Source organism: Pseudomonas sp. SMSB3 (genome assembly GCF_052041965.1).
In the GTDB taxonomy this organism is placed as follows: domain Bacteria; phylum Pseudomonadota; class Gammaproteobacteria; order Pseudomonadales; family Pseudomonadaceae; genus Aquipseudomonas.
The window spans coordinates 332,606-350,736 of the sequence record NZ_JBKGGV010000001.1 but is presented as its reverse complement, the minus strand read 5'-3'; the positions used below and the strand labels follow the sequence as shown (position 1 = coordinate 350,736).

Below are 18,131 nucleotides of genomic sequence, written 5' to 3'. Positions count from 1 at the left end.
CAGCCCTTTCGCGGCACAACGCCGACCCTACCAACGTTTCGCGCGCCCTGTAGGAGCGGCCTTGTGTCGCCAAAGGGCCGCAAGGCGGCCCCGGCGATGTTGAGGCATACTAGCGACTTTCCAGGCCATCATCGTCATCGTCCCCCATGCGCATCCACGTCAGCTTCATCGACCGCGTTGGCATCACCCAGGAAGTCCTCGCCCTGCTCGGTGCCCGCCACCTCAACCTGGACGCCGTGGAGATGGTCCCGCCGAACGTCTACATCGACGCCCCGACCCTCAGCCCTGCGGTGCTTGAAGAACTGCACGACGCCCTGTTCGAAGTCCAGGGCGTGCAGTCGGTGGACGTGGTCGACATCCTTCCGGGTCAGCGCCGTCACCTGCAGCTCGATGCCCTGCTGGCCGCCATGAGCGACCCGGTCCTGGCCGTCGACAGCGCCGGCAAGGTGCTGCTGGCCAACCCGGCCCTGATCGCCTTGTGCGGACGCGAGTCGGCAGGGCGCTCGGTGGCCGATCTGTTCAACGATCCGGGCCTGTTGCAAGCGCTGCTGGACAACAACTTTCGCCTGCCGATGCGCGAAATGCAGCTCAACGGCCAGAGCCTGCTGCTCGACGCCTCGCCGATCACCAATGCTGGCGGCCTGCTGACGCTCTATGCGCCCAACCGTATGGGCGAGCGCCTGTCGGCCCTGCACCACGACCATGCCGAAGGCTTCGATGCCTTGCTCGGTGAATCGCCGGCCATCCGCACGCTCAAGGCCCGCGCCCTGCGCGTGGCGACCCTGGACGCGCCGCTGCTGGTGCACGGCGAAACCGGCACCGGCAAAGAGCTGGTCGCCCGCGCCTGCCACGCGGTCAGCAGCCGCCACGCTGCACCGTTTCTGGCGCTCAACTGCGCCGCGCTGCCCGAGAGCCTGGCCGAGAGCGAGCTGTTCGGCTACGCCCCCGGTGCCTTCACCGGTGCCCAGCGCGGCGGCAAGCCGGGGCTGATGGAACTGGCCAACCAGGGCACGGTGTTTCTCGACGAGATCGGCGAGATGTCGCCATACCTGCAAGCCAAACTGCTGCGTTTTCTCAGCGACGGCAGCTTCCGCCGCGTGGGCGGGGACCGCGAGGTCAAGGTGGATGTGCGTATCATCAGCGCCACCCACCGCGATCTGGAGCGCATGGTGGCCGAAGGCACTTTCCGTGAAGACCTGTTCTACCGCCTCAATGTGCTCAACCTGCAGGTGCCACCACTGCGCGAGCGTGGCCAGGACATCCTGATGCTGGCGCACTATTTCATGCAGCAAGCCTGCACGCAGATCCAGCGGCCACCTTGCCGCCTCACCCCAGCCACCCATTCGGCGCTGCTGGCCAACCCCTGGCCGGGCAATGTACGGCAGTTGCAGAACGTGATTTTCCGCGCCGCCGCCATCTGCGAAAGCGACCGGGTGGATATCGGCGACCTGGACATCGCCGGTACCGCCGTTGCGCGTGGGCAGGAGGGCGAAGTGGCAAGCCTTGAACAAGCCGTCGGTGACTTTGAGCGTGAACTGCTGCAGCGCCTGTTCCCGGCTCACCCGTCCACACGCCAGCTGGCGGCGCGATTGTGCACATCGCACACCGCCATCGCCCAAAGGTTGCGCAAATATGGGATTCCAAACAAAAACTAAGCCTTTTCCCTGCCAAGTTTCGGATTAACCCTACGGGCGTTAGCAATACTTCAACAACCACTGCTGCGAAAATGGCGTCCATCCCTGTTGATGGAAAGAACGCCTGTCATGCTCGAACTCGACTTCTACGGCACCTTGGTCGCCGCCTCCCTGGTCCTGTTGCTGGGCCATGGTCTGGTGACACGGATCGCTTTGCTCCGAACCTACAATATCCCCGAGCCTGTGGCGGGAGGACTGCTGGTCGCGCTGGAGTTGCTGGTTCTGCGCAGCTTCGACTTCAAGGTCCAATTCGACACCTCCCTACAGGCTCCGTTGATGCTGGCATTTTTTGCCACGATTGGCCTGAACGCCGACCTTGCCAGCTTGAAGAAAGGCGGCCGTGTGGTGGGCGTCTTCCTCCTCGCCGTCACCGGCCTGTTGCTGGTGCAGAATGCCATGGGCATTGGCCTGGCCACGGCACTGGGCCTGGACCCGCTGATGGGCTTGCTGACTGGCTCGATTACCCTTTCCGGGGGCCACGGCACAGGCGCCGCCTGGGGCACGACCTTCAGCGAGAAGTATGGTCTGGCGTCTGCTTCGGAGCTCGCCTTGGCCTCGGCCACTTTCGGCCTGGTGCTGGGCGGCCTGATCGGCGGCCCGGTTGCCCGCCTGCTGCTCAAGCGCGTGCAAGTGCCAGGCGCCGAACAGGTGGTGCAGCACTGCCCTAAAGGTTTCGAAGAACCCACTGTGGAACGCTTGATCACACCGTTTTCCTTCATCGAAACGCTGGCATTGATTGCCGTGAGCCTGCTGGGCGGCACCTTGCTCAATGGCCAGCTGCAGGACACCGCGTTCGAGCTGCCCACCTTCGTGTGCGTGTTGTTCGTCGGTGTGATGCTGCGCAATGGGCTGTCTGCCCTGGGGGTCTACCAAGTGTTCGAGCGTGAAGTCTCGGTGCTGGGCAACGTGAGCCTGTCGCTGTTCCTGGCCATCGCGCTGATGTCCCTGAAACTCTGGGATCTGGCCGCGCTGGCCTTGCCGTTTCTGCTGATACTGGCGATGCAGACGTTGCTGATGGCGTTGTTCGCGATCTTCGTGACTTTCCGGGTGATGGGCAGCAATTACGATGCCGCTGTTCTGGCTGCCGGGCATTGCGGTTTCGGCTTGGGTGCGACCCCCACCGCTATCGCCAACATGCAGGCCGTTACCCATCGCTTCGGGCCGTCACAGCTGGCTTTCCTGGTCGTACCGATGGTTGGCGCCTTTTTCATCGACATCATCAACGTGATTGTGATCAAGCTGTATCTAGCCCTGCCTTTCGTCTCAGGATGATAAGCGGCCCACAACTCACCGTAACGATTTCATTCCAGCGTAACGCAATCGTTACTTAAGCCCTACACGTCCAATTTGTAAGGGTTTGATGCTCAAACCCTTTCCTTCCTTGCGCCTGGCGTAGCGTTTTCAATACAGCGCACGCGCTCAATGCTCGCCAGAATTTTTTATCCTATTGATAAATATAGAAATTTTACTATTGGCCGCTTTATTGCTTAGGCCCTTGCAGTCCAAGAGCGCGGAGCACCGCGCCATTGCCCTGCTTCCTGAGGAATGACCATGAGCGAGTTGCGTTTTACCGAAGATCACGAATGGCTGCGCGTTGAAACCGACGGCAGCGTCACGGTAGGCATCACTGCCTACGCGCAGAACGCCCTGGGCGATGTGGTCTATGTGCAACTGCCCGAGCTGCAGCACTACGAAAAAGGCGCCGAGGCCGCCACCGTCGAATCGGTCAAGGCCGCCAGTGGCGTCTACATGCCGCTCGCAGGCGATGTGGTGGCGGTCAATGAGGCGCTCGACGAGCGGCCTGAGCTGGTCAATGAAGATCCTCTGGGCGAGGGCTGGTTCTTGCGCTTCATTCCCGCCACTATGAACGACGTCAGCGCCCTGCTCGACCAGGATGCTTACGACCGTCTGCTCAAAGCCAACGACGACGCCTGAGGATCCCCGCATGACCATCAACCTCGGCACTGCCAACGAATTCATCGCCCGTCATATCGGCCCGCGCCAGGCCGACGAACAGAGCATGCTCGCCAGCCTCGGATTCGACTCGCTGCAAGCCATGAGCGATGCCGTCATCCCGGCCAGCATCAAGGGCACCAGCGTTCTGGGCGAGCATGACGGGCAAAGCGAAGCCGATGCCCTCGCTGCGCTGAAAGCCATCGCCGGCAAGAACGAACTGTTCAAAAGCTACATCGGCCAGGGCTACTACAACACCCACACCCCGGCGCCGATCCTGCGCAACTTGCTGGAAAATCCGGCCTGGTACACCGCCTACACGCCCTATCAGCCGGAGATCTCCCAAGGCCGCCTAGAGGCATTGCTGAATTTCCAGACGCTGATCAGCGACCTCACCGGTCTGCCCATTGCCAACGCCTCGCTGCTCGACGAGGCTACCGCCGCTGCCGAAGCCATGACCTTCTGCAAGCGCCTGTCGAAAAACAAGGCCAGCCAGGCCTTTTTCGCCTCCGTGCACTGCCACCCGCAGACCCTCGATGTGCTGCGCACCCGGGCCGAGCCCCTGGGCATCGAGGTGGTGGTCGGCGACGAGCGGCATCTGGCTGATGTCAGCGCTTTCTTCGGTGCCCTGCTGCAGTACCCGGCCAGCAACGGTGAAGTGTTCGACTACCGAGACGTAGTCGAACGCTTCCACGCCGCCAATGCACTGGTGGCGGTGGCCGCCGACCTGCTGGCGCTGACTTTGCTGACGCCACCTGGCGAATTCGGTGCTGACGTCGCCATCGGCAGCGCCCAGCGTTTCGGCGTGCCCCTGGGCTTCGGTGGTCCACACGCGGCCTACTTCTCGACCCGCGATGCCTTCAAGCGCGACATGCCGGGGCGCCTGGTCGGGGTATCCATCGACCGCTTTGGCAAAACCGCACTGCGCCTGGCCATGCAGACCCGCGAGCAACATATCCGCCGCGAAAAGGCCACCAGCAACATCTGCACCGCCCAGGTCCTGCTGGCCAACATCGCCAGTATGTTCGCCGTGTACCACGGCCCGGAAGGGCTCAAGCGCATCGCCGAACGTACCCACGCACTGACCGCCATCCTGGCCGCAGGCCTGGCGCAGCTTGGCGTGCAGGTGCTGGGCGAGAGCGCCTTCGACACCCTGACCCTCGCTACCGGCGACGCCACCGCCAGCCTGCACGACAAGGCGCGTGCTCAGCGCATCAACCTGCGCCAGATCGATGCCGGCCACCTGGGCCTGTCGTTGGATGAAACCAGCAGCCAGGCCGATGTCGAAGCCCTCTGGCAATTGTTCGGCGCAGACCTGCCACAGCCTGACTTCGCCGCCCTGGCCAGCAACACCCCGGCGCGCCTGCCGAGCGCCCTGCGCCGTCAGTCGGCGATCCTCGAACACCCGGTGTTCAACCGCTACCACAGCGAAACCGAACTGATGCGCTACCTGCGCCGCCTGGCCGACAAGGACCTGGCGCTGGACCGCAGCATGATTCCACTGGGCTCGTGCACCATGAAGCTCAACGCTGCCAGCGAAATGATCCCGGTGACGTGGGCCGAGTTCGGTAATCTGCACCCATTCGCGCCGGCCGAACAGAGCCAGGGCTATCTGCAGATGACCACCGAGCTGGAAGTCATGCTCTGCGCCGCCACCGGCTATGACGCCGTGTCGTTGCAACCCAACGCCGGCTCCCAAGGCGAGTACGCCGGCTTGCTGGCCATCCGTGCCTACCACCGCAGTCGCGGCGATGAGCACCGTGACATCTGCCTGATCCCGTCTTCGGCCCACGGCACCAATCCAGCCACTGCACACATGGCCGGCATGCGCGTGGTAGTGACCGCCTGCGATGCGCGGGGCAACGTCGATGTCGATGACCTGCGCGCCAAGGCTGTCGAACACCGTGAGCGCCTGGCGGCGATCATGATTACCTATCCTTCGACCCACGGTGTGTTTGAAGAAGCCATCGGCGAGATCTGCGCGATCATCCATGACAACGGCGGGCAGGTGTACATCGACGGCGCCAACATGAACGCCATGGTCGGTTTGTGCGCCCCCGGCAAGTTCGGCGGCGACGTGTCGCACCTGAACCTGCACAAGACCTTCTGCATTCCCCATGGCGGCGGCGGCCCAGGCGTCGGCCCGATCGGTGTGAAAGCGCACCTGGCACCCTTCCTGCCAGGTCATGCCAACCTGGCCAACACCCAGGGCGCGGTCTGCGCAGCGCCGTTCGGCAGCGCGAGCATCCTGCCGATCACCTGGATGTACATTCGCATGATGGGTGGTGCCGGTCTCAAGCGGGCATCGCAGATGGCGATCCTCAACGCCAACTACATCGCCCGCCGTCTGGAAGAGCATTACCCGGTGCTGTACACCGGCAGCAACGGCCTGGTCGCCCACGAGTGCATCCTCGACCTGCGCCCGCTCAAGGACAGCAGCGGCATCAGCGTCGACGACGTCGCCAAGCGCCTGATCGACTTCGGCTTCCATGCCCCGACCATGTCGTTCCCGGTGGCCGGCACGCTGATGATCGAACCGACCGAGAGCGAGTCCAGGCAAGAGCTCGACCGGTTCTGCGACGCGATGATCCAGATTCGCGAAGAAATCCGCGCGGTGGAGAACGGCAGCCTCGACAAGGACGACAATCCGCTCAAGAACGCGCCGCACACGGCTGCGGAACTGGTCGGCGAGTGGCACCATGGCTATAGCCGCGAGCAGGCGGTCTACCCACTGCCTGAACTGGTGCAGAGCAAATACTGGCCGCCAGTCGGGCGGGTCGACAACGTGTTCGGGGACCGTAATCTGGTCTGCGCCTGCCCGTCGATCGAGAGCTACCAGGACGCCTGAGACAGCCCGTAGCGAGCGGGGCTGCTTGGCGGCCCCTATCCGGCCCCTTATCCGGCCAGAGAGACCATCATGTCCCTGAGCGTCCTAGACCTGTTCAAGATTGGCATTGGCCCGTCCAGTTCCCATACGGTCGGCCCCATGCGCGCCGCGGCGCGCTTCGCTGAAGGTCTGCGGCGCGACGGTTTGCTGGCCGGCACCACCAGCGTCAGGGCCGAGTTGTATGGCTCGCTCGGTGCGACCGGCAAGGGCCACGGCAGCGACAAGGCGGTGTTGCTTGGCCTGGAAGGCGAGCAACCTGACACCGTCGACACCGAAAGCGTTGCCGCGAGGCTGCAGGCGATTCGCGACAGCGGGCAGCTTCACTTGCTCGGTGAGCACGCCATCGGCTTCGTCGAGAAGCAGCATCTGGCGATGATTCGCAAGCCATTGGCCTACCACCCCAATGGCATGATCTTCCGTGCCTTCGATGCAGCCGGTCTGCAGATCCGCAGCCGCGAGTACTACTCGGTGGGCGGCGGTTTCGTGGTCGATGAAGACGCTGCCGGCCAGGACCGTATCGTCGAGGACAGCACGGTACTGGCCATGCCTTTCAAGACCGCCAAGCAGCTGCTGGGGCAGTGCTTCGCCCGGCGTATCCCGATCAGCCAGGTGATGCTCGACAACGAAGCGGCGTGGCGACCGCCAGCACACACCCGCGCTGCCTTGCTGCGTATCTGGCAAGTGATGCAGGACTGCGTCGAGGCCGGCTATCGCCACGAAGGCATTCTGCCGGGCGGGCTCAAGGTCAAGCGCCGTGCGCCAGCGCTGTTTCGCCAGCTTAGCCAGCACCCGGAAGCGAACCTGCGCGATGCGCTGTCGGTACTCGACTGGGTCAACCTCTATGCCTTGGCGGTCAACGAAGAAAACGCTGCCGGCGGGCGGGTGGTGACGGCACCGACCAATGGCGCGGCGGGGATAATTCCCGCCGTGCTGCACTACTACACGCGCTTCGTTCCGGGCGCCAATGAAGACGGCGTGATGCGCTTTCTGCTCACGGCCGCTGCCATCGGCATTCTGTACAAGGAAAACGCCTCGATCTCGGGCGCCGAGGTAGGCTGCCAGGGCGAGGTCGGCGTGGCCTGCTCGATGGCGGCCGCAGCGCTGTGCGAGGTGCTGGGCGGCACGCCACTGCAGGTGGAAAACGCCGCCGAGATCGGCATGGAACACAACCTGGGCCTGACCTGCGACCCGATTGGCGGGTTGGTGCAGGTGCCGTGCATCGAGCGTAACGCCATGGGTTCGGTCAAGGCCATCAACGCCGCGCGCATGGCCCTGCGCGGCGACGGCCACCATTTCGTTTCGCTCGACAAGGTCATTCGTACCATGCGCCAGACTGGCGCCGACATGAAAAGCAAATACAAGGAGACCGCCCGCGGCGGTCTGGCCGTCAACATCATCGAATGTTGACCCTGCACACAACCAAGGAGTCATCGATGTCCGAAACATTGCAGAAGACCCCACTGCACGCGCTGCACCTGGAGCTGTGTGCGCGCATGGTACCGTTCGCCGGCTTCGAGATGCCGGTGCAGTACCCACTGGGCGTGCTCAAGGAACATTTGCACACCCGTGAGCAGGCCGGCCTGTTCGATGTCTCGCACATGGGGCAAATCATGCTGCAGGGTGCGGACGCTGCGGCTGCGCTGGAATCGCTGGTGCCGGTGGACATCATCGACCTGCCATCAGGCATGCAGCGCTACGCCCTGTTCACCAACGAAAACGGCGGGATCCTCGACGACCTGATGGTCGCCAATCTGGGTGATGACACCCTGTTCCTGGTGGTCAACGCCGCGTGCAAAGAGCAGGACCTCGCCCACTTGCGCCAGCACATCGGCGAGCGTTGCCGCGTGCAGCCTTTGTTCGAGGAGCGCGCCCTGCTGGCCTTGCAAGGCCCGGCGGCGGTCAGCGTGCTCGAGCGCCTGGCGCCAGAAGTGGCGGGCATGACCTTCATGCAGGTGCGTCCGGTGAATCTGTTGGGGGCAGATTGCCTGGTCAGCCGTTCAGGCTATACCGGCGAGGACGGTTACGAGATCTCGGTGCCGGTAGACGCTGCCGAAGCCCTGGCGCGCCGCCTGCTGGCCGAGCCAGAGGTGCAGCCCATCGGCCTGGGGGCGCGTGATTCTCTGCGCCTGGAGGCCGGCCTGTGCCTCTATGGTCACGATATGGACGATGCCACCACGCCGGTCGAGGCCAATTTGCTCTGGGCGGTGTCCAAGGTGCGCCGCAGCGACGGGGCACGTGCTGGCGGGTTCCCAGGGGCAGATGTGGTCTTCGCCCAACAGCAGCACGGTGCGCAGCGTAAACGCGTCGGATTGTTGCCTCAAGAACGCACGCCCGTGCGCGAAGGCGCGCCCATCGTCGATGCTGACGATAAGCAAGTAGGAACGGTCAGCAGCGGCGGTTTTGCACCCACGTTTGGCGCACCGGTGGCAATGGGTTACGTCGACAGCCAATACGCCACGCTGGAGACACCACTGTTCGCCGTGGTGCGGGCCAAGAAGGTCGCTTTGAAGGTCAGTAAAATGCCTTTCGTTGCGCAACGTTACTACCGTGGCTAAAAGTAAACTGTGAGCTGCCGGGACAGGTTCGGCATATTCGTTTTCGAACCTGTTCAATAACTTTCCAACACGGCCCCAGGCCAGGGAACATGCCGTTTCCGAGGGTTTTGGCGAGTGCCTGCAAAAGGGCTGATTTTCTCGTCGAGCAAGGGCTTGTTTTTCGCTCGAGAGTTGGCGTAGAGTCACTGCACTGTGTTTGCATGGGTCGCAACAGTTCGTGACCTGGGCCAGTAGCCGAGATTCGCTACAACCCGTTCGACGTCTCTTACTTTCCTGCAACCCAGCCCAGTAAACTTTCACGCACTAATAACGTGAAAGTCACTGTCACCACAATTTAGTTTCATAGGAAATAAGACAATGGCTAACCGTCAGAACGGTACCGTCAAGTGGTTCAATGACGAGAAAGGTTACGGCTTCATCACTCCAGAAAGCGGTGCGGACCTGTTCGTACATTTCCGTGCCATCGAAGGCAACGGCTTCAAAAGCCTGAAAGAAGGCCAGAAGGTCACTTTCGAAGCCGTGCAAGGCCAGAAAGGCATGCAGGCTGACAAGGTACAAGTCGCCGAGTAAGCCTCACGACTTCCAAAAAGCCCCTGTTCCGTGCAGGGGTTTTTTTTTGTCCGTAGAATGACCGCTTCGTCATATGGAGCGGTTACGTGATGTCAAAGCCTTTGCTCACCCCTCAGGGTGATTTCCCACCCGTTGGCTTCGGCCGACGCCTGGCCGCGATGTTCTATGATTTTCTGCTGTGCACCGCCCTGCTGATCGTGACCGCCGGTCTGTACAAGATGATTCAGATGGCGATCATTGGTGAGACGCGCATGCGTGAGCTGACCGAGGCCGGGGCGCTCGACGGCGATCCACTGCTGTCGACGTGCCTGTTGTTCGCCCTGTTCGGCTTCTTCGCCAAGTTCTGGACCCATGGCGGTCAAACGTTGGGTATGCAGGTATGGGGGATCCGCGTGCAAAACCTGGATGGCAGCGCCATCAGCCTGTGGCAGGCCCTGCTGCGCTTCGTCGTGGCAATCGCGTCGTGGCTGTGTCTGGGCCTGGGGTTCATCTGGGCGTTGTTCGACAAGCGCAACCGCGCCTGGCATGACATCTACTCGGAGACGTGCCTGGTGCGGGTGCCAAAACAGAAAAAATGAGCAAAACAAAGCCGACCCCTGGGTCGGCTTGGTTCGAGCGTCAGGCCGTCAGCCCGCCCGGCGCAGCAACCACAGACCGGCCACCGCACAGATAGCCGCTGGAATCACCACCGCCAGCAGCGGCGGGAAGCCGAATACCTGGCTGGAAGGACCGAGCAGGTCCTGGCCGATACGGAAGACGAAGCCCACCAGCACCCCAGTGAACACCCGTTGGCCAAGGGTGACCGAACGCAGTGGGCCGAAGATGAAGGAAATCGCCATCAGCACCAGTGCCGCGGTGACCATCGGCTGCAGGACTTTGGTCCAGAAGGCCAACCAATAGCGGGCGTTATTCAGGCCCTGATCGGACAGGTAGTGGATATAGTCCCACAGGCCGGTGATCGACAGCGACTCGGGCGCCATGATCACCGTGTTGAGCAATTGTGGGGTGAGCGACACATCCCAGCGTTCGCTCGGTGCCTTGACCACTTCGGTGTGATCGCCACGGAAGAACGTGGTGCTGACATCGCTGAGCATCCACTGGCCATCGACGAACTGCGCGCGACGCGCGAAGCTCGAGGTCTGGATCTTGCGCGCTTCATCGAAGCGGTAGCGTGTCACCCCCAGCAGCAGGCCGCTGGGCTGTACGGCGTTGATGTGCACGAACTCCTCGCCCTGGCGGTGCCACATGCCGCGCTTGGAACTCTGCGCCTCGCCGCCACCCTGGGCCAGGGAACGGTCGGCCTGGGCCTTGTTCTCGGTCACCGGGGCGACATATTCACCGATCAGCAGCCCGACCAGCATCAGCACCAGCATCGGCTTCATCACCGCCCAGACGATCCGGCCGATGGACACCCCGGCAGCGCGCATGATGGTCAGTTCACTGCTGCTGGCAAGGCTGCCAAGGCCGATCAGGCAGCCGATCAGCGCAGCCATCGGGAGCATCTCGTACAGGCGCCGCGGCGCCGTCAGGAGCACGAAGTTGCCCGCGTCCATCACCGTGTAGGTATCGCTCAGATCGCTCATTTCGTCGATGAAGGCGAACAGCGAAGCCAGCCCCAGGATGATCCCCAGCACGGCCAGAATGGCCAGCAGCACACTCATGCCGATATAACGGTCGAGCTTAGCCATGGGCCACCTCCGCACGACGGGCAGCCAGTTTCAGGCGCAGCGGCTCCCAGTACATCAGGGCGACACCGATCAACAGGAACAGGCCATGCACCCACCAGATGCCCAGGCCAATCGGCAACTTGCCCTTCTCCAGGGCGCCGCGTACGGAAATCAGCATCGTCAGGTAAGCCATGTACAGAAGAATCGCCGGCAGCAGTTTGAGGAAGCGGCCCTGGCGCGGATTGACCCTGGACAGCGGCACGGCCATCAGGGTCACGATGAAGACCAGGATCGGCAGCGACAGGCGCCACTGCAGTTCGGCGCGCTCGCGCAGGTCGGTCTTGCCGAACAGGTCGAGGGTCGGGATCGCTTCGCGATCGGTCACTTCCTGGGCGACTTCCGGCTTGGGCAGCAACACCCCGTAGGTGTCGTACTTGATGGCGCGGTAATCGGCCTGGCCTGGGTTGCCGTCATAGCGGTAGCCATTCTCCAGCACCAGGTAGCGGTTGCCGTCAGCCTGGATTTCCTGATGCCCCTTTTCGGCGACCAATACCGAAGGCGCGCGGTCCTTGGTCTTGTCCTGGTTGAAGCGCTTCTCGGAGATGAACACGCCGTCAAGCTTTACCCGGTCGTCCGACAGCTGCTCGGTGTAGGTGACCCGCGAGCCGTCGCGCAGGGTCTGGAAGCGCCCCGGCACCAAGGTGTCGAATTCGGTCAAGGTATCTTGCTGGGCGATGATCTGCTGCACCTGGGCCACGCCCAAGGGCGCCAGGCTCAGGCTCAGCCAGGCGACCAGCACGGCGACCAGCGCCGCCGGCGCCAGGGTCAGGCCGAGCAAGCGCTGTTGGCTCATGCCGGTGGCCGAGAGCACGGTCATTTCGCTTTCCAGGTACAGCCGGCCGTAGGCCAGCAGGATGCCGAGGAACAAGCCCAGCGGCAGGATCAGCTGCAGGAAGCCTGGCAAGCGAAAGCCCATGATCATGAACAGCACGCCGGGGTCGAGCACGCCCTGGGCGGCCTGGGCCAGGTACTTGATGAAACGCCCGCTCATGATGATCACCAGCAGCACGGCACTGACGGCGCTCAAGGTCACCAGGACCTCGCGGGAAAGATAGCGAAAGACGATCAAACCAGACACTCCTGGGTTGTCAGGGGCAGACTGCCAAACATTGGCCTGTGACAGCCAGGACCAATGCCGGTTCGCCAACGGCGAACCTCCATATGAAGTGCGCGCATTATCCTGTGATTGACAGCGCCTGTCACTTGGCCGCTTAGCAACACCGACATCGGGCTTGTCAGCACGCTTGCCGCAGGCTCAAACTGGCAGCTTTTCCACTGGCTCGCGAGTACGCGGCCAAGCCCGTCCAGAGCGCTGAACACACGGCGCCACCTGCAAAGATCATTCGGGGACCCTGACATGGAACTGGTTGTAAAAAGCGTAGCTGCTGCATCTGTTAAAACCGCCACCCTGGTGCTGGCGGTCGGTGAAGGGCGCAAGCTCGGCACCGTGGCCACGGCCGTCGACCAAGCGTGCGAGGGCGCCATCAGTGCCCTGCTCAAGCGCGGCGACCTGCTCGGCAAGCCCGGTCAGACCCTGCTGCTGCACAGCCTGCCGGGCCTCAAGGCCGAGCGCGTGCTGCTGGTCGGCAAGGGCAAGGAAGAAGCGCTCGGTGACCGCGCCTGGCGCAAGCTGGTGACCAGTGTCGCCGGCGTCCTCAAGGGCCTCAACGGCGCCGACGCGGTACTGGCGCTGGACGACATCGCGGTCAGCAACCGTCAGACCCATTACAGCAAATACCGTCTGCTGGCCGAGACCCTGCTCGACAGCGAGTATGTGTTCGATCGCTTCAAAAGCCAGAAGGCCGAGCCCCGAGCGCTGAAGAAAGTCACCCTGCTGGTGGACAAGTCCGGCGCCGCCGAACTCGAACGCGCGGTCAAGCATGCCAGCGCCATCGCCGCTGGCATGGCCTTGACCCGCGACTTGGGCAACCTGCCGCCGAACATCTGCCACCCAAGCTTCCTCGCCGAACAGGCCAAGGACATGGGCAAGGCCTACAAGGGCCTGAAGGTCGAGGTGCTGGACGAGAAGAAGATCAAGGACCTGGGCATGGGCGCGTTCTACGCCGTGGGCCAGGGCAGCGATCAGCCACCGCGCCTGATCGTGCTCAACTACCAGGGCGCCAAGAAAAGCGAAAAACCTTTCGTGCTGGTGGGCAAGGGCATCACCTTCGACACCGGCGGCATCAGCCTCAAGCCTGGTGCCGGCATGGACGAAATGAAATACGACATGTGCGGGGCCGCCAGCGTGTTCGGCACCCTGCGTGCGGTGCTTGAACTGCAACTGCCGATCAACCTGGTGTGCCTGCTGGCCTGCGCCGAGAACATGCCCAGCGGCGGCGCGACCCGTCCGGGGGACATCGTCACGACCATGAGTGGCCAGACGGTGGAAATCCTCAACACCGACGCCGAAGGTCGCCTGGTGCTGTGCGACACCCTCACCTATGCCGAGCGGTTCAAGCCACAGGCAGTGATCGATATCGCCACCCTCACCGGCGCCTGCATCGTCGCCCTGGGCAGCCATACCTCCGGCCTGATGGGCAACAACGACGAACTGGTCGGCCAGTTGCTCGACGCCGGCCAACGTGCCGACGACCGTGCCTGGCAGCTGCCGTTGTTCGATGAGTACCAGGAGCAACTGGACAGCCCGTTCGCCGACATGGGCAACATCGGTGGGCCGAAGGCTGGCACCATCACCGCCGGCTGCTTCCTGTCGCGCTTTGCCAAGGCCTACAACTGGGCGCACATGGACATCGCCGGTACCGCCTGGATCAGTGGTGGCAAGGACAAAGGCGCCAGCGGTCGCCCAGTACCACTGCTGACCCAGTACCTGCTCGATCGCGCTGGGGCCTGATGCCGTGAGCCGGCGGCGTCTTGTGCGTCGCCGGCCGGTATTGCACAAGCATGAGTAAAGTCGACTTCTACATCCTGCCCACCGACGCCCTGGCGGCGCGCCTGGATTTCGCCTGCAAACTGTGCGAAAAGGCCTGGCGGCTAGGCCACCGCGTTTACCTGCACTGCCAGGATGCCGCGCAACGTGACGTACTGGACATGCGCCTGTGGCGTTTCAAGGGCGAAGCCTTCGTGCCCCACGACCTCGCCGAAGCGTACGCGGATGCCCCAGTGGCCCTGGGCGTGGGCGGGGACGCCGGGGCGCACCGCGACCTGCTGATCAACCTGGGCGCCGATGTGCCCGGATTCGTCGGCCAGTTCGAGCGGGTAGCCGAGATCGTGGTGGAGGAACCCGGCATTCGCCAATCTGCGCGCGAGCGGTTCCGTTTCTACCGTGAACGGGGCTATGCTCTGCAAGACCACCGCTTACAGCGACTTTGACGACGATGGAAAAGCCCTCCGCCCTACCCGATTCCACCCATCTGCTCGACGACCTGGAGTCGATACGCCAGCTGTTGGGCGATGCCGACCTGCAGCCGCCGCTGCTCACCGAGACGGTCGAGCAGATGCCGTTGCGGCTCGATGAGCCGGCCGGCAATGTGGCGCCAACCTTGGCCCCTGAGCCTGTGCCCGAGGACGACCCGCAAACCCGCCGCCAGGATACCCTGCTGCACCTTGAGAGCGAGTTGCGCGCCGCCGCGCAGATGATCATGCAAGACGTCATCAACGACTTCACCCCGCACATCGAAAACGAAATCAAGCGCCGGCTGGATGCGCGCATCGAGCGCCTGATCAAGCGTTCCGAGTAATTCACCACCGTCTGCTCGTTTTCTGGCAGCGGCCTTGTGTCGCGTTGGCGCTGCCAGCAGCCCGCAGCCTGTCGCTTAAACCTTGTGCCTTGGTTATACTTTTCGGCTTTCCCGAATAAATGCACAGGGTCCCGCCGCGCATGGATAAGACCTACCAGCCGCACGCCATCGAAACTTCCTGGTACAACACCTGGGAGTCCGAAAATTATTTCGCCCCGCAAGGTGCAGGTGAGTCCTACACCATCATGATCCCGCCACCGAACGTGACGGGCAGCCTGCACATGGGCCACGGTTTCAACAACGCGATCATGGATGCCCTGATCCGTTTCCGCCGCATGCAGGGCCGCGACACCCTGTGGCAACCCGGCACCGACCACGCCGGTATCGCCACGCAGATGCTGGTCGAGCGTCAGCTCGAGGCCAAAGGCCAGAACCGCCATGACCTGGGGCGCGAGAAATTCCTCGAGAAGATCTGGGAGTGGAAAGATCAGTCCGGTGGCAACATCAGCCGCCAGATACGTCGCCTGGGCTCGTCGGTCGACTGGAGCCGCGAGCGTTTCACCATGGACGATGGCCTCTCCGAAGCGGTCAAGGAAGCCTTCGTGCGCCTGCATGAAGATGGCCTGATCTACCGCGGCAAACGCCTGGTCAACTGGGACACCAAACTGCACACGGCGATCTCCGATCTGGAAGTGGAAAACCACGACGAGAAAGGTCATCTGTGGAACCTGCGCTACCCGCTGGCCGACGGCGCCAAGACCGCCGAGGGCCACGACTACCTGGTAGTCGCCACGACCCGTCCGGAAACCCTGCTCGGTGATGCCGCCGTCGCCGTCAACCCGAACGACGAACGCTATCAGGCGCTGATCGGCAAGTTCGTCGAACTGCCGTTGGTGGGCCGGCGCATCCCGATCATCGCCGACGACTACTGCGATCCAGAGTTCGGCACCGGCTGCGTGAAAATCACCCCGGCTCACGACTTCAACGACTATGAGGTCGGCAAGCGCCACAACTTGCCACTGCTCAACATCTTCGACAAGAACGCGCTGGTGTTGTCTGCCGCCCAGGCCTTCAACCTCGACGGCAGCGTCAACGACGCCGTGGATACCAGCCTGCCTGCCCTGTACGCCGGCCTGGACCGCTTCATCGCGCGCAAGCAGATCGTTGCGGACCTCGACGCCCAGGGCCTGCTGGTCAGCATCGACGACCACGCCTTGAAAGTGCCGAAGGGCGACCGTTCGGGCACCGTCATCGAGCCATGGCTCACCGACCAGTGGTACGTGTCGACCAAGCCGTTGGCAGAACCTGCCATCGCCGCCGTCGAAGACGGCCGCATTCAATTCGTGCCCAAGCAATACGAGAACATGTACTTCTCGTGGATGCGTGATATCCAGGACTGGTGCATCAGCCGCCAGCTGTGGTGGGGCCACCGCATTCCTGCCTGGTACGACGAGGCCGGTCAGGTCTATGTAGGGCGCAACGAAGAAGAAGTGCGTGCCAAGCACAACCTGGGCAGCGACGTGACGCTGCGCCAGGACGACGACGTGCTCGACACCTGGTTCAGCTCGGGCCTGTGGACCTTCTCCACCCTGGGCTGGCCGGAGCAGACCGAATTCCTCAAGAAGTATCACTCCACCGATGTGCTGGTGACCGGCTTCGACATCATCTTCTTCTGGGTTGCGCGCATGATCATGCTGACCATGCACCTGATCAAGAACGAGGACGGTACCCCGCAGGTGCCATTCAAGACCGTGTACGTGCACGGCCTGGTCCGCGATGGCCAGGGCCAGAAGATGTCCAAATCCAAGGGCAACGTGCTCGACCCGCTGGACATCGTCGATGGCATCACCCTCGACGCCCTGCTGGAAAAACGCACCAGCGGCATGATGCAGCCCAAGCTTGCCGAGAAAATCGCCAAGCAGACCAAGGCCGAGTTCCCTGAAGGTATTGCCAGCTACGGCACCGACGCCCTGCGTTTCACCTTCTGCTCGCTGGCCTCCACCGGCCGAGACATCAAGTTCGACATGGGCCGCGTCGAAGGCTACCGCAACTTCTGCAACAAGATCTGGAACGCCGCCCGCTACGTGCTGGACAAAGGCGAAGATTGCGGTCAGAACGGCGAAGCCTATGAGCTGTCGCTCGCCGATCGCTGGATCATCTCGCAATTGCAGCGCACCGAAGCCGAAGTTACCCGTCAACTCGAGCAGTTCCGCTTCGACCTGGCCAGCCAGGCCCTCTACGAGTTCATCTGGAACCAGTACTGCGATTGGTACCTGGAGCTGTCCAAGCCTGTGCTGTGGGACGAGAATGCCCCGGTCGAGCGCGCCCGCGGCACCCGTCGTACCTTGGTGCGGGTGCTGGAAGTCGCGCTGCGCCTGGCCCATCCGTTCATGCCTTTCATCACCGAAGAAATCTGGCAGCGCATCGCGCCGCTGGCCGGCGTCGAGGGCAAGACCATCATGCTGCAGCCATGGCCGGTGGCGGTCGAGGCGCGCATCGATGCAGATGCCGAGGGCGATATCGAGTGGCTCAAGGAACTGATGGTGGGCTTGCGCAACATCCGCGCCGAAATGAACATCGGCCCAGGCAAACCGCTGCCGCTGTTCCTGAAAAACGCGAGCGCCGACGACCAGCGCCGCTTGCAGGAAAACGAAGCACTGCTCAAGAAGCTGGCCAAGGTCGAGTCGTTCACCGTGCTCGGTGATGCCGACGAAGCGCCACTGTCGGCCACTGCACTGGTGGGCGATCTGCAGGTGCTGGTGCCGATGGCCGGGCTGATCGACAAGGACGCTGAACTGGCGCGCCTGAACAAGGAAATCCAGCGCCTGCAAGGTGAAGTTCAGCGCGTGGGCGGCAAGTTGTCCAACGCAGCGTTCGTCGACAAGGCGCCGCCTGCGGTGATCGAAAAAGAGCGCGCGAAGCTGGCCGAGTCCGAACAGGCCCTGGCCAACTTCACCGAACAGCATGCGCGGATTACCGCGCTGTAAAGCTGTTGGACCACTGGGGCTGCTACGCAGCCCCATGTTTTTCAAGCCGCCGCTCGTATA

The 18,131-nt window shown here is 62.9% G+C and carries 14 protein-coding genes; 12 read left to right on the top strand and 2 right to left on the bottom strand.

The annotated features are described in order from the left end of the window. The first annotated feature begins 146 nt into the window (after positions 1-146). The 8 genes from ACLEJW_RS01620 to ACLEJW_RS01585 all read left to right on the top strand — a co-directional run bounded on the left by ACLEJW_RS01620 (position 147) and on the right by ACLEJW_RS01585 (position 10,237). On the top strand, positions 147-1,655 hold the full coding sequence (locus ACLEJW_RS01620; protein ID WP_313295625.1) for a sigma-54-dependent transcriptional regulator: 1,509 nt from the start codon (positions 147-149) through the stop codon (positions 1,653-1,655). A 108-nt stretch (positions 1,656-1,763) separates the two neighbouring features. Further along, complete coding sequence (gltS, locus tag ACLEJW_RS01615) at positions 1,764-2,966, top strand: sodium/glutamate symporter (RefSeq protein WP_440776892.1); 1,203 nt, start codon at positions 1,764-1,766, stop codon at positions 2,964-2,966. Positions 2,967-3,245: 279 nt separating this feature from the next. Beyond that, a complete protein-coding gene (gene gcvH, locus ACLEJW_RS01610) occupies positions 3,246-3,629 on the top strand; it encodes a glycine cleavage system protein GcvH (protein WP_313295621.1) in 384 nt (127 codons plus the stop codon). A gap of 10 nt (positions 3,630-3,639) precedes the next feature. After that, positions 3,640-6,495 (top strand): aminomethyl-transferring glycine dehydrogenase, encoded by a 2,856-nt coding sequence (gene gcvP / locus ACLEJW_RS01605; protein ID WP_440776891.1) that lies wholly within the window; start codon positions 3,640-3,642, stop codon positions 6,493-6,495. Positions 6,496-6,564: 69 nt separating this feature from the next. Continuing rightward, positions 6,565-7,941 (top strand): L-serine ammonia-lyase, encoded by a 1,377-nt coding sequence (locus ACLEJW_RS01600; RefSeq protein WP_313295617.1) that lies wholly within the window; start codon positions 6,565-6,567, stop codon positions 7,939-7,941. 26 nt (positions 7,942-7,967) lie between these two features. Next, on the top strand, positions 7,968-9,089 hold the full coding sequence (gene gcvT, locus ACLEJW_RS01595; RefSeq protein ID WP_440776890.1) for a glycine cleavage system aminomethyltransferase GcvT: 1,122 nt from the start codon (positions 7,968-7,970) through the stop codon (positions 9,087-9,089). Between the two features lie 357 nt (positions 9,090-9,446). Continuing rightward, positions 9,447-9,659, top strand: a complete 213-nt coding sequence (locus tag ACLEJW_RS01590) for a cold-shock protein (RefSeq protein WP_145185302.1) — start codon at positions 9,447-9,449, stop codon at positions 9,657-9,659. An 89-nt stretch (positions 9,660-9,748) separates the two neighbouring features. Next, positions 9,749-10,237, top strand: coding sequence for an RDD family protein (locus ACLEJW_RS01585; RefSeq protein ID WP_440776889.1), 489 nt, complete (start codon positions 9,749-9,751; stop codon positions 10,235-10,237). 48 nt (positions 10,238-10,285) lie between these two features. On the opposite strand, the gene lptG is transcribed toward ACLEJW_RS01585, so the two are convergent. Together lptG and lptF are read right to left on the bottom strand one after the other, a co-directional pair. Then, positions 10,286-11,347, bottom strand: coding sequence for an LPS export ABC transporter permease LptG (gene lptG, locus ACLEJW_RS01580; protein ID WP_145185300.1), 1,062 nt, complete (start codon positions 11,345-11,347; stop codon positions 10,286-10,288). After that, positions 11,340-12,455: an LPS export ABC transporter permease LptF gene (gene lptF, locus ACLEJW_RS01575; RefSeq protein ID WP_145185299.1), complete on the bottom strand. Its 1,116-nt coding sequence runs from the start codon at positions 12,453-12,455 to the stop codon at positions 11,340-11,342. Before lptF ends, lptG begins: the two co-directional genes overlap by 8 nt. A 288-nt stretch (positions 12,456-12,743) precedes the next feature. Here lptF and ACLEJW_RS01570 point away from each other — a divergent pair, with 288 nt between their 5' ends. The 4 genes from ACLEJW_RS01570 to ACLEJW_RS01555 all read left to right on the top strand — a co-directional run bounded on the left by ACLEJW_RS01570 (position 12,744) and on the right by ACLEJW_RS01555 (position 18,071). Further along, positions 12,744-14,237 carry a leucyl aminopeptidase gene (locus tag ACLEJW_RS01570; RefSeq protein ID WP_145185296.1) on the top strand — a complete coding sequence of 498 codons (1,494 nt, stop codon included), beginning with the start codon at positions 12,744-12,746 and terminating at the stop codon, positions 14,235-14,237. Between the two features lie 50 nt (positions 14,238-14,287). Next, a complete protein-coding gene (locus tag ACLEJW_RS01565; RefSeq protein ID WP_440776888.1) occupies positions 14,288-14,716 on the top strand; it encodes a DNA polymerase III subunit chi in 429 nt (142 codons plus the stop codon). Between the two features lie 5 nt (positions 14,717-14,721). Further along, positions 14,722-15,084, top strand: coding sequence for a DNA polymerase III subunit chi (locus ACLEJW_RS01560; RefSeq protein ID WP_440776887.1), 363 nt, complete (start codon positions 14,722-14,724; stop codon positions 15,082-15,084). Between the two features lie 140 nt (positions 15,085-15,224). Then, positions 15,225-18,071, top strand: coding sequence for a valine--tRNA ligase (locus ACLEJW_RS01555; protein WP_440776886.1), 2,847 nt, complete (start codon positions 15,225-15,227; stop codon positions 18,069-18,071). Positions 18,072-18,131: the final 60 nt, after the last annotated feature.